Below are 13,368 nucleotides of genomic sequence, written 5' to 3' on the forward strand. Positions count from 1 at the left end.
ATCCGATCAGCAGTACGTCTCGCCAGGTCATCGGTAAAAAATGCAGCCGCACGATGCAACACCGTCGTGCGGCTTTTCTGTTGGAAGCAATGGGGTCAAGGCTAGACGATCTATGACGCAGAACAATGTCGGAGATGTAAGGAAAGGTTGCCGTGCGCGGGCTTCAACCGGCCGCCGGCGGGCCGCCCCGTTGTGGTGCCGGCGACGTGACACGCGCAGGCTTGGTGCCGATCACCTCCAGCACGTTGTCGCTCACCACGATCTTCACCGGGTCGGTGTCCTTCCACTGCTTGCGGGGCAGCACGACCTTCCAGACGGCCGGGGCGTCCGCGCGCCGGAAGAAGGCGACGACGCCCACGTAGTCGGCATCCTCGTCCATCGGCTCGCTGATGCTTGCCGCCGTGTCCGGCCGCAGCACGACATCCTTCGTCGCCAGCAGGTCGGCCTGCAGGCGGTCGAGATCGTCGTTCTGGAAATCGGCATAGTCCATCTGCTCGAACGCCTGCGGCGACTTCAACTGGTACAGCCGCACCACGGTCGACAGCGACTTGCCCTGCCCGTCCGTGTTCAGCGCAGACCGGCTGACCAGGTCGACATTCATGGCCTTGACCTGCGTCGTGAACGCCCATTTGGCGGCATCGACCGTGCTGTCCTTGACGGCCTGCCCTACCCCGCAGCCGGCCAGCAGGGCCGCGCCCACGGCGGCGGCCACGTACCTGATTGTCATCGTCATCTTGTGGTTCCTATCGGTTCATGCGGATGGCTGGCCGGCGGCATGCTGCCCCGCCATGTGCCCAGCCTTACGCGGGTCAGTCGCCCGGGCGGGCCGTCGGCATCAGGCGTCGGTGCCGGCAGTTGCGACGTGTAGCCAAGGCGGACGTCCGGCGCGTTGAGCTTCGGCGCCGGCATCAGCGGCCGGCGCACGTGCATTTCGAGCTGGGCATCGGCTTCGTGGCCCAGGTAGAAGCGCAGCAGCGCCATGACCGCGCGGTGCATCGGCCGGCCGGGCACGAGGTCCAGCACCGTCTCGCGCGCCGACGGCGTGATCACCACCCGCACGGTATTGGCCCGGTCGCGGAAGCCGCGCCCCAGCACACAGTTCTCGCCCAGCGGCATCGGCTCCGGCGTGTCGATGCGGATCCAGACCGGATGGAATTCCTCCACCCGGATCGCCGCGTCCGGCACCGCGTGCTGCAGCACGCCGGCCAGCCCCTCCGCCGTGCGCGTGCGCTGGCTGGCCAGCCCGAGCATCGACAGCAGCGTCTGCGTGGGCACGTCGCGCCCGCCCGGCCGGGGCGCCAGGCCCAGGCCCAGGAAACTGAGCAGGTAGCGCGACACCTCGTCGCCGCCGTCCTTGCGAAAGCCCACCGGATAGCGATACTTGCGCCCCGCGCGATAGAACTGCGTGACGATGCGGTGGTGGAACAGGTCCAGGAACGCCGCCAGCGGCTCGGCGCCATCGCGGCGCTGCGCGACCTCGTCGACGAAATACGATGGCATGCGCGCGTCCACGCCATGCAGGCCCAGGAACGTGGTGCGGACCGTCGGCGGCCGGGCGGGCGCGTCGGCGTCGATCTCCACCGTGTCGATCTCGCGCCCCGGGAACCCGAGCCGCCCGCTCGCGCGGAACCGCACCGGCTCGTGGGCCGGCGAATCGGTGGTGCCCAGCGGGGCGCGCGCCGGGTCGGCCAGTTCCAGCAGTTCGCACAGCCGGAAGAAATGCATGCGGGGCGCGTGGGCCAGCAGCGCGCCCAGCAACGGCGCGGCGTCGTCTGTGCGCAGATCGGCTTCGCTCAAAACGGTGCCCCCTCGCCCTTGCTGTCGGGCCATTGCTGCCGCTTGCCGCTGGGCTGCGACACGATGACCAGCCGCGTGTACAGGTTCACGGTGGCATACAGCGACAGGAAGCGGTTCAGCAGTTCGCCGAACAGGCCGATGTCGCCCTCTCCCGCAAACCGCGTGCTGTCCAGCGTCACCTCGATCTCCACGCCACGCAGCAGGCCGCCGCGCACCAGCTTCTGCAACGGCCGGTGGCGCACGTGCCGGATGCCGTCGATCCGGCGACGGTTCAGCTCGCCGTCGGTCCAGTCGTAGAGCGCCAGGCTGCCGCGCAGCACCTCGGCGTCGAGCAGCGACAGGTAGTTGGGCGCCAGATGCGACAGCACGCGCCAATGGAAGCGGTCCCGCGTCGGCGGGTAGACGGGCAGCGTGGGCGCGGTCAGGTTGCGCACCGCCGCGATATGGGTAAAGCCGCCGCGCATCCGCGTGATGCCGGCCTCGCGCAGCCCCTTGCGCGGCAGCATGCCGTTGGTGCCGGTCACCGACAGCGACAGCGTCTCGCGGGGCAGCGCGTCCTTGTGCTCCCAGGCATGGCCGCCCAGCACCAGCCACGTGTCGAAGCGGCCCGACGGCCCGCGCCGCATCCGCGTGTGGAAGTAGCGCTCGGGCATCTCGTGGCGCAGCATGCCGCCCCGGTGCCGGAACGCCGCGAACGGCGCGTACTCGAAGCGCGCGCCTGTCTCGGCCTCGAAGCCGCGCACGGTATCCACCGAGTACGGCTCCACGTGCTTGCCGTGGTGCTCCATGGCCCGCACGCGGTACTCGGTGTCGAACTGGTTGACCGTGATCGGGTCGGCTTCCAGGTCGAACAGGTTGATGATCGGCGTGCAGTAGAGCCGGATATTGTCGGCCGTGAACCGCATGTCGTCCGGAAACGGCTTCGCCAGCACGATCTCGATGTCGACGAAGGCGCTGTCGTCGGGCACGGCGTCCAGGTCGAGGCCGACGAGGTCGATGAACATGAACTTCTCGGGGAACGTGAAGTATTCGAGCAGCAACTGGTAGCCGCCGAACGCGTTGTCGGCCTTGGGCCAGAGCCGCTCGGCGGGGCCAAAGCCCACCGGCTCCAGCCGCAGCCCCGGCATCGGCTGGGGCGCGCCCGGCCGGTCGGACGGATGCCCCGGCATGCGCACCTGCACGGCCAGCGGCGGCGCGGTCAGCGCGGCATGAAGCGCCAGCGCCACGGGCCGGTCGGCATGCAGGTACATCCGCAGGCGCGGCACGTCGCGCTGCTCCCGCCGCGACTGGACCTGCAGGGCCAGCCGCAGGCGGATCACCGAGCGGCCATCCTCGCGCGCATAGGTGCCGGCCTCGGCCATGCGCAGCGGGTAGAGATCGACGGGCTGGGTCGTGCGGTACGTGCACGACACGGTGTCGGCCGGGCCGCCGTGGGCGTCCAGCGGCACGGGATCGGACACGACTTCCAGCCCGGCCGGCAGCGTCTCGTGCCGCTGCAGCGTGCCGGCCGCCGGGATCATCTCCAGGATCGACAGCGACGGGATCATGCGCAGGTAGTGCGGCCACAGCATGCTGACCAGCCCCTCGGTCAGCTCCGGCAGTTCGTCGTCCAGCTTGTGCCGCAGCCGGCCCATCAGGAACGCGAAGCCCTCGAACAATCGCTCCACGTGGGGATCGCGCTCGCCGATCCGGTCGATGTTGAGCATGCGCGCGCGGTCCGGGAAGGCCTGGGCAAACTCCTTGCCCGCCTCGCGCAGGTAGCGCATTTCGGCTTCGTAGTAGCGAAGGATGTCGTTGTCTTGGGTGAATTGGCTCATGGCAGATGGGCGGTGCGGCGGTCAGGCGAGCGCCACGGCGCGGGCCGGGTCGATCGCGGTCAGTTCCCCGCGTGTCGATCCGCTGCGCCAGCGCGGGCTTGTCGGCGTCCTTGCGGGTCATGCGGGACTTCAGCAGGCGAAGCAGTTGCTGCTTGACTTCGAAGGCCAGCGCCGGCTCCCACGCAGCCAGCCGGAACTGGCCGCCGCGCTGGTCCAGCGCGGTCAGCAGGTGCAGCGCGGTATCGGCCCGTTCGGCGCGCTCGGCCACGCGGGCCATCACGAGTTGCCGCATGAAGCGGTCACGCTCGCCATCGCGGGCGGGCAGGTCCTGCAACCACGCCAGTGCGGCATCGAGGCTCTGCTGGGCGGCCAGGTCCGCCGCCTGCGCCTCGGTTTCGGCCCAGTCCATGCTGGCCGAATCGAGCGCGACCGGCGCCACCGGATCGCCCCGCTCGATGTCGCGCACCGTGGCATGGCGGGCGATCCATTCGAGCGTGGTGTCGTCGGCGAACGGCGTGCCATCGGCAAACAGCAACTGTTCGACGCCCGGCAGGCGCGCCAGCATCAGCGCGCAGTCGGTGGCCAGCAGGTCGCGGCTGCGGGCGCTGGCGCCGGCCGACGCATCCTGCGCGGTGAAGGCGTAGTACTGGAGGTCGAGCCAGAAATGGTTGGCGCCCTCCGCGAACGCCTGCTCCACGCGGTCGAGCAGTTCCGGCCATTGCTTCTGCAGGACCAGGCGCTTCATGTGCGCGCGCAGCTCGGCGCGCGGTCCGATCAGGCGGGTCTTGCCGCCCGCCTCGTGCGGCGGCGGCTCGGTCAGCGTGTCCCATCGAACGCAGCGCATCAGCCGACAGGCGGCGAGGTAGCCGTCGGGCTGCTCGCGCAGAAAGCCGGCCATCTGGCGCGCGCGGTCGAGCAGGTCGCGCGTGGACGCCACGTCGCCCGCCGCCAGCGGCGGCGCCACGGCGGTGGTGCGTGCTGGTTCGCTCGGCCGGTCGGCATCGCTCGCGGCCGGCGATTCCACCCTGCCCTCGAAGCGCCGGAACAGCGGCTCCAGCGCGGGGCGGCCGGCCTCGGGCCATTGCGCGGTGTGTTCCTGAATCAGTGCCAGCGCCGACAGCGTGCGCTCCAGGCGGGCATCGACCAGGCCCGGCACGCGGTCGAGCCGGTCGGTGAACGTCGTCCCGGCCAGCCATTCCAGCGCCGCCCGCCGGCTCTCGGCGCGCGCGGGCAGCAACTGGTCGCCAAAGCGATCGATCAGCGCCGACAGCAGCTCGAACGCCGCGGCCACGCCTTCGGCCCCATCGCGACGCATCCGGCCATATGCGTAGTACACCGCCAGTCGCACGTCCTTGGCCGCCGACTTGAGCAGCCGCTCGGCCAGTTCGACGATGAGGTTGTCATCGATATCGGACAGCTTGGCCACTTCCTCCTTGATGGCGAGGAAGTCGTCGTCGTACCCGGGGTCGTCGCCCACCGGGCAATCGGGCCGGATCGGCTGCAGCCAGGGTTCCAGGCTCGCCTGCGTGGCACGGGCGAGGTCGGACGGCGCGCGGGTGCCGAACAGGGCGTCCAGAAGATGTTTGAACATGGCGGCTACATCGAGATGGGATAGAAGGCCCGGGCCGGGCTGGTCGGCGCCGCCCGATCCACAAAGATCCGCTCCGGCAGACGCAAATCGCGCAGTTCCAGCGCTTCCAGCGGGCCCCGGCCGACGGCCGTGCGCATCTGGTAGTGGATCGGATGGACAAGCGTGGCCGGTGCGGCGACGCGCTCGGCGCGCGGGAGCAGGCTGGCGGCGCTGTCGGGGGGCTCCGCGGTTTCGGGCTTGGGCTTTGCCATGCCCGGGCTGGAGTCGCCGGTGTCGGGTCGCGCATGGAAGGTCAGCTGCACCGTGGCGCTGTCGATCGGCGTCACCCGTGCGTGTTCCAGCATCCGCACCCACGCCCAGACGCCCTCGATCTCCAGCGTCTTGTTCGTGCCAGCACGCTCGGTCTGCCATTGCAGCAGCGTGCGCGGCTCCTGCAGGTTGGCCACCGGCCACGACATCGCCTGCCACGTCTCGCGCTGGTTGTAGTAATGCAGCGTCTGGCGATCCAGGGTCAGCCGGGTGTCGGTCAGGCCCGGCGTCGGGATCGGGCGCAGTTCGAACTGGTACCTCGGTTCGCCCTGTACCAGCAGATGGGCGCCGATGCGCTGCAGCGTATTGATCGACTTCAGGAACGCCGGGTCGAACGTCAGCCCCGTGCCGCTGCCCACCGGCACCCACTGGTCACCCTGCAACGCCAGCACGCCGGCCAGTTCGGCCAGCAGGAACGTGTTGATCAGGCCACTTTGCGGCCGGATGTAGCGGGCCAGCTCGGGCAGCGAGGCGTCGTTGGCGGTCGCCGCGAACGGATAGCGGCCGGCAAACGCGCGTTGCCACGGCAGCGCGATCGATCGGCGCCACGCCTCGTTCAGGCTGGCCTGCGCGGGCTGCAGCACTGACTGCTCGGCCTGCACGACCGGGCGCACGAACAGCGCCTCACCCATGCCGGCCCATTCAGCGCCGAGACTGGCCGCCATGAGCCGCGCGTACGCCTGCGTGTCGGCCAGATCGGACCCCTTGCCCTGGAACAGCGACTGCGCCATCTGGCGCGCCAAGGCGTTGGCGTCGGCGCTCTGGGTCATCTGCTGCAGGCGCAGTCGCACGGCCGTGACGCGATCCAGATAGCGCTGCAGGCTCAGTTCGCTGCCGCCGGTGTTGCCGGTAGACGGCTGCCCGGCCAGCCGCAGCACCGGCCCGAAGGCCGCGCCGAGCGGGCCGGCGGGGTCAGGGCGGACGGCTTCCGGCGCCTCGTCCTTGCGGCCCAGGATGCCCTGGGCCTTGGCGACCAGCGTGTCCGATAGCGAATCCTTGCGCGCCCCGGCGCCGCCCTGGTACGCGAGCGACTTCATCAGCGCGATCACCGGCGACTGGCGCGCGTCGGCCAGCAGCTTGAGCTGGTCGACCACGCCCGGCAGCGTGGTGGCCGGCTCCCACTGCAACCCGTTCATGAACTGCTGCCAATGCTCGGCATAGTCGGCGAAGTAGCGCTGCGCGAGGGCGTCGCGCAAGGCATCGGCCGAAGTGTCAGATCGGGCCGGTTGCGTCGACGATGGCGCGGCCTCCGCCTGACCGTCGGTCAGCACCCAGTCATGGGCGACGTCCTGGCTGCGGGTGGCTTTCTCGATCGCCGCCTCGACGTAGCCCTCGTAGCCCTGCCGCGTGAACACACCCGGCACGGCGCCGGTGGCGCGCACGAGGCCCCGGGTATCGGTGCCCGCGGCGAGCGCGGCCAGGGTCAGGTTGGGATACTTGCGCCCGGCGCCTTCGAGAATCGTCTGATAGATCGTATCCACCGCGTTGCGCTCACCGATTACCGCCAGCAACGTTTGGCGCGCCCCGGCCACCAGTTCCGCGCGCGGCGTGACCCGCCAGTCGGGATGGGCCCGCAGATGATCGGCATAGAACCGGGCCAAGCGCTCGGCCAGATCCTGCTTCCGGCCCGGCGTGATCCGGGCTTCGGTGGACCAGTGCCGGGCAAGCTGCTGGGCGAGGAAGTCGGGCTCGACCCGCTCGGGATGGGCCAGCATCAGGTAGGCCTTCAGGGTATCCCGGCCATCGAGCGCCCAGCGGCTGGTTTCATCGGTCAGGCCCCGGACCTGCAACTGCGACAGATCGACCAGCGTCGCCTCCATGTCCTGCACCACGGGCGTGACCAGCACGGCATGGCTGGCGGCCGCGTAGGGTTTCCAGAGCGCGGTCAGCGCCTCGGCGTCGCGGTTCATGCCGAAACGGGTGAACAGAGGGGCCGAGTGCTGCAGGCGGTGTTCGTAGCGCTGGATGTGTTGCTGGAGAGTGTCGAGGGCCTGGAGGCGGGTTTCGGGGTTGGCTTTCGCGGTGTGGAGGGCTTGCACCGCCTGGCGGGCGGTGCGGAGGTCGTGGTGGTTCTGGACGGCGGCGAGGAGCATGGCGGTGGTCCAGACGGTGGCGCACGTCGAAATGACAATGCCGAGCACCACATAGGGATGCCGCAGAGTGAGGACTCCGCGCGCGCGTTTCGCACTTTCGCCCACATACCGCCAGATCGGCCGGTCAGCGCCCGTGCTCGCGTCTGCCGCCCCGGCGGGAGCAAACAGCACCGCCTCCACCGAGCGGCGTGGCACAGCAAGGGTTCGCCCCAGCCAGTCTGTGAGCGGCTGGCTGCGAACATCCAGTTGCTTTGAGAGTCGTCCGAGGTACTGCGCAAAGACGTCCTGCGGCAAGCAGGAAACACTCCGAATCGCGGCTTCATCCCGCAACTTCAAGAGCTGCATCCGGATAGATTCCGCATCCGCTCTCGGCTGCAGCTCGCACGCGATGACAGGCGTATTGCCAGCGTCCTGTTGCATCCCGCGCGCGACGTCTAGCACATAGACGGGGGCCGCCCATCGCAGGGAATCGCAAATATGCGAGAGCTGAACCCCGTGATTCTCAGAACGATGCCGCTCCCTCAGGTCCGCAGCCGAATCCATCACCAGAACGACCGCGTCAACCGGGCGGCCGCGTCGCAGCCTGTAGATTCTCCGAAGCCAATCTTTGTTGAAGTGAAGGTTTGCTGCGTTGCTATAAAGCAGGACGGTATCCGCGGTAATGCTCCACCCTGCTTCCACGGCCTCCGGCTCAAGGCGGCGGATGAGGTCGTTATCGCCAGTCAGAAGCAACCATGGTCGGTCCTTTCCACCAATGCCACCGGATTGCAATAGTGCATCGCGAAGCGCCCGGGCTCGCTCGTCCGCTTGCGGCGCCGATTCGCTGGATGAACCTGCAACCCCAACCGTCGCATGACGCCTGTCGTAATTGAACACCCATTGCACGGCTCTCATCGCGGCAATCTTGAGCAGAATTGCTTCGAAGAACCGGACAAATATCAACAGTAACAACCCGAGAGCCAGCAGGCCGAGCGCTATGGCCAGTAGCTTGTCGCCGGTCCAGCCAATCTGCGGCCCCTTCAAGACCGCGGCACCGATCAAGCCCGCAAAGATGATAACGATCGCAGCACCGAACCAGAACGCGACCGGGGTTTTGGTCTGCATTTCCTTCATACTCCGCATCCAATAGCAATGAGTTCAGTGGCCGACCGAGAAACGACGAGCTGCGGATTGCCACTCTGGCGCGCATGATCCAGCGCCAGTGCCACTGCGAGCCAGGACCCGGCCATACCGCAGTCGCCCACGGTTGTCTTTACGTCTACCCAATCCGTGCGCGGCGTCGCCTCAGCCACGGGTGGAATCGGGCGGATAATTTCGGTCGGCACGTTGTCACCCCAGATTGTTTGCACCTGCGCGGCCGTGACGCCGCTCCATCGCAAGGCTAGATCGAGCACTTCCTGATGATGATCGACACCGCCTTTGCTGGGGCGGTGGAGGTGCAATGGCGCGGCGCGCTTGGTTAAATTGTCGGGATGAGCAACCAGTATTGCGACAGCGGCCTCTACGGCGCCATCCGGTAAGACATGGCTGATCGCCCTCTGCATCTGAAGGGATACGAGCAAGCGTGCATGTTGCGGCTTGGACTGGTCATGCCACGCATCCACCAGAAACAGCGACGCGTTTTGGGCGCTTGTGCGTACGCCGACCTGAAGGTGCGGCGCCTCAGCCAGGATCAAATCTTCAACCTGTGCCGCAACCTCGGTCGGATCCACCAACGGATGCACGTAGACATCCACGTTCAAAGTCGTGCGTGCGGGCAACTCGGCGAGACCGCTGCGTACTCGACCCACTAGTTGGGGAACCAGCCATCTGCATAGGGCCTGATGACGCTCGTGCTCCAGCAGTACATTGCCCGAGTAAAAGCGGCGCCCCGGAACATCGAACCAGTGCGCCCTGACTTCAATGTCGGGATATGCAGCGCTGGTTCGCGCAGACATCTTGATGTTGCCACTGAGCACACGCTCGGCGCTAACGTCGCCTGCTAAAGGAAGGCACCAGGCATACCCCATCACGTGTAACGGCAAACTGGCTTGCTGGTGTTGGGCCTGCTCAAGCTTTTCGCTAACACGATTGATTGCCATGGCTTCCGCGCGTCTTGCATGGATGAGACCGCGGTATATGCAAAGCACAAGGCCCCAAACCAACATGGGGAAAATTACAGCGCAGTACCAAAACCAAAGCGTGCTATCCCGCCCGCTATCTGCCCACAGCACCGTTGCTAGCCCGGCGCCCGAGCACGTGATGATGAAGAACAACCCCGCCCAGAGCGCAACGGAAGCTCGTGGCGGGGGCGGCACCGCGACTCGCGGAGGAATGCGTTCAAAGTTGACAGGCATCTAACGTGTGCAATGGGAGAAGAAGCTAAAAATGACCAAATCGTTCAACTAGGCCAAGTAAGACCTAATAAATCACTTCTTCTCTAATGAGAGCAATTCCTTGCAAGGCAGCCACCTTTCAGTGCCCACCGCTTGCCCGGCGTACTGGATCTTGCACCAGCCACCCGTTACATCGACAACTTCCGCCCGATCGCCTTTATTGAGATAGCCATCAGTCCTGCTGTTGATATACGGACTATCGAATAGATAATTCTTTCTCTTCACTGCCACTGAAATCCTGGCCGGCTCAAGCATCAGCCGGGCGAAAGGCGACCTCAAAGCTGCGAGCACGCGCGCCTTAGTGACATATGGAAACCTATACGCATGCTTCCCCCCATCGTCGATAAACGAGTATCCCGATCCAAACCAGTGCGAAGCGCGATTATCACGAGACAAATCACCTTCTGAATGACTGAAAACATCTACCATATAAAAATGACCAGAAGAGTTCGGCTCGACCAGCGAAGCCCGTACCTCCAAGGAGTAGACGACGAATAAACTCTCTCGACCGCCAAGCCTCGCCGCAAATGCGCTCTCTATCTTCCCAGGTGTCGAGTCGTGCATCAGTCCCGGCCCCTTCATGAAATCTTTCCTGCCGCTAGCCCGAAAATATAAGGTGATGTGCTCGAGCTCTCCCAATTCGACCGATTCGACAACAAAACAAACAGTCCCGCCCTGCATTTTTAGCAGCGGATAAACTTGCTTTCCCGGCAAAGCCTCGCAGACGCCCTGAGCGCTGGCGCCATACGCCACTAACATTCCGATAAGAACTGCAAGCATCTGCCGCAACATAAACTTCACTCCTATCTCGCAAAGATCCGAATTTCAAAGGCAGGGCAAGGGTGAACCTTAGGGGTAGATTAGTCATCCTCACACCTCGAGGAGGAATACTGCTCACGAAAAACCAACGAGATTTCCCGCTTGAAGCGCTGACGCTCCGCCAATCCAGCATACCCCGGATTGATTCTCCGAGTTACGTCCTTTACGGCCACGTCACCCGAAATCATCGGATTATCCGCAACTCGCCCAATTCGCCGATATTTCCAGAACCACAAGCCTGACTCCACGATTACCGCGCCATCTTTCTCGACCAACTCTGGGCTCTCATCTATCGGATAGCCAATATCCCGACCGCAGCGCTTGTAATTCTCGTAGTGCGTCAAATGCAAGAGGCCACGCCCTCTGAAATCTTTTCCAGGTTGCTCATCCGATCCGAAACAGTGATCGGCGTAGCCTTCCTCGTTAGCAACGAGATTTTCTTGCACCCAAGATATCTTTTCCTCTTGACTTGAGAAGCTAAGTCCTTTTCTTTTGAACCCTGCCTCAATCGCGCTGCGCGCCAGTTGATACAAAGCTTCAGCTGTGCGATTCCGATAAAGCAGTGACTCTCTAAAGAGTCTAAATCCTTGGGTTTCATGTTTTGCCTGCCCAAGAAAATGCGTCACCTGTCGACAACTATTCAACCCATAGTTCGCAAAAATACCCCGCGAAGCGATGATCAACTCTTGTATGACACCATCGTGGGCACCTGGCGCGATCTTGCTGAGAAACTCATTCGTTAGCGCGATATCGGCACCGCAGGCCTTACAGATCAGCGTCTTGTGAAAATTCCCCACCAACCCAATCGGATGGATATGGAACACGTTTGGCCCGGGCAGGTCGCTCACGCCAGCCTTTACCTCATCCCACCATGCCAGTTTCCCGATCCGCCGCTGTTCCTCGTCGTGTTCCGGTTGCGGACCGGTGCGCTGCTCGATCGCTTTCAGCAGCGCCTGCCATTTGCCGGGATTGGCCCATTCGCTTTCATGCCGGATGATCAGCCGGGACGACCGGAACGCCCGCGACGGGTCGTCCATGGTTGCGCATAGTTCGTCCGCCGCCCGGCTGCCGTCGCCTTTGGGGTAGATGGCGCGGTGCACTTTCACCATCAGCGGACTGAGCTTGTCCACCGCCCCAGGGGACACGACGTCAGCGCCCATGGCGTAGTCGACGTAGGCCGTCGCGCTTGCGAATATCGTGTGCGCCGCGTCATGCGGCGCTTTCAGCGTGGCATCGAAATCCGGCCAGGTCTGGGCGAATTCCGGCGTGACACGCCCACCGGCGAAGTCCCGCTGCCTTACCCAGCCTTCGATGCCGCGGCCCATGAAGTCGACGCTGCGGATCCGCCACCACGGCTGCTTGCCGCCTTCGACCGGCTCGGTCTCCATCCGCTTGTTGTCGGGGATGCGCTCGAGCTCCGCAAACGAATGGGTCTGGATGACGTCTGTCCGGGGCGACTCGGCGCCCGCCCTGAACGGCTGCCGGTATAGCCGGGTGTTCTGGTCCACCCGCAGCAGCGTGGGCTCGCTCGACAGTCCCAGCTTCTTCCATTCCCCGGCCTTGTGCCCGTGGCTCTCCACCCAGGCACGGCTTTTCTCGAGGAACGACTGGACCCTGTCATCGCAGAACACCTCGAGATGGACCATGCGGTGCTCTGCCGGCTGGCGCAGCGGGTCGTAGCGCCCCAGGTGGCCGACCAGCTCGCCGGCCCGGATCGGGATCGGCGTGGCAGGCGTCACCACGCGGTCAAGCTGCGCCTCGGGCATCACTTCCTCGATCACCCGATGACCGCGCTCTTCGCCCAGGAATACCCACCCGCCAACCGCCCCGGCCGGCGCGATACGGCCTCCGACAGAGGCAGGAATCAGTTGGGCGCCGTGCGTATCCTCGATCTGGCCCCAGTGGCCTTGCCGCTTGCCGATGCGGATCCGCGCGCCATGCGGCAGCAGGCACAGGGGCGTACCGCGCAACTGGGTAGCCCGCACCCGCAGGCCCACCTGATCCGGAGCGCCGGCCCGCGGCCGGCCGGTTGGCCTGTCGCTGGCAAACGGCGTGACCTTGAAGTCGGGCCGCCAGTAGCCCGGCCTGGGCAGCTTCGGATCGCTGTCGTACCCCGCCAGGTCCTGCAGATGCATGTACAGGCTGAAGAACGTCAGCCGATTGCCCTTCGGAAACTCCATGGCATGGCGCACAAGGACGAAGCCTGTGCTGTAGCGCGCCTCGCGCTCGGGCTTGCCGTCCTGCGCTGCCACCTGACTGACGAGATAGGCGCGATTGATCCGGAAGGCCACCACCTCGCCATCGGCCATGCAGCGCACCCCGTGGAGGAGATCCAGTGACGCCCCTGCACCCGACTCGGACACGTGGATGCCGCCATGCCACATGCCTTTCGGGCCGACGGCAAAGCAGCCCGACGGCTCCTTTTTGAGCAGGGTGTGGAAGTCGTGCTCGCTGGTGAAGTTCCGGCCCGCGGCCTGCCCATCGCCTTTGCGGCAGAAAGGGAAAGCAAAGGCGAGTTGCCGGACGCGGGTCGCGTCTGGGTTCGGTGGAGTCTGGGTCATGATGCG

Annotated in this window: 7 protein-coding genes and 1 pseudogene; all 8 read right to left on the reverse strand. The window is 65.6% G+C overall.

Going from position 1 to position 13,368, the window contains the following annotated elements:
* Window positions 1–163 precede the first annotated feature (163 nt).
* Window positions 164–733, reverse strand: coding sequence for a type VI secretion system lipoprotein TssJ (gene tssJ / locus EHF44_RS15665; protein ID WP_124684505.1), 570 nt, complete (start codon window positions 731–733; stop codon window positions 164–166).
* Window positions 730–1,725: a type VI secretion system baseplate subunit TssG gene (gene tssG / locus EHF44_RS15670; protein WP_124685133.1), complete on the reverse strand. Its 996-nt coding sequence runs from the start codon at window positions 1,723–1,725 to the stop codon at window positions 730–732. Before tssG ends, tssJ begins: the two co-directional genes overlap by 4 nt.
* Before the next feature lie 68 nt (window positions 1,726–1,793).
* A complete protein-coding gene (gene tssF / locus EHF44_RS15675) occupies window positions 1,794–3,614 on the reverse strand; it encodes a type VI secretion system baseplate subunit TssF (protein ID WP_124684506.1) in 1,821 nt (606 codons plus the stop codon).
* Window positions 3,615–3,635: 21 nt separating this feature from the next.
* A pseudogene (tssA, locus tag EHF44_RS15680) lies at window positions 3,636–5,205 on the reverse strand (type VI secretion system protein TssA).
* A gap of 5 nt (window positions 5,206–5,210) precedes the next feature.
* Window positions 5,211–8,720, reverse strand: coding sequence for an ImcF-related family protein (locus EHF44_RS15685; RefSeq protein WP_253699882.1), 3,510 nt, complete (start codon window positions 8,718–8,720; stop codon window positions 5,211–5,213).
* Window positions 8,717–9,688 carry a hypothetical protein gene (locus EHF44_RS15690; protein ID WP_124684508.1) on the reverse strand — a complete coding sequence of 324 codons (972 nt, stop codon included), beginning with the start codon at window positions 9,686–9,688 and terminating at the stop codon, window positions 8,717–8,719. Before EHF44_RS15690 ends, EHF44_RS15685 begins: the two co-directional genes overlap by 4 nt.
* 327 nt (window positions 9,689–10,015) lie before the next feature.
* Window positions 10,016–10,774, reverse strand: coding sequence for a hypothetical protein (locus EHF44_RS15695; protein ID WP_124684509.1), 759 nt, complete (start codon window positions 10,772–10,774; stop codon window positions 10,016–10,018).
* A 68-nt stretch (window positions 10,775–10,842) separates the two neighbouring features.
* Window positions 10,843–13,362 (reverse strand): glycoside hydrolase family 19 protein, encoded by a 2,520-nt coding sequence (locus tag EHF44_RS15700; RefSeq protein WP_124684510.1) that lies wholly within the window; start codon window positions 13,360–13,362, stop codon window positions 10,843–10,845.
* Window positions 13,363–13,368: the final 6 nt, after the last annotated feature.

This window comes from Cupriavidus pauculus (assembly GCF_003854935.1).
Classification (GTDB): domain Bacteria; phylum Pseudomonadota; class Gammaproteobacteria; order Burkholderiales; family Burkholderiaceae; genus Cupriavidus; species Cupriavidus pauculus_C.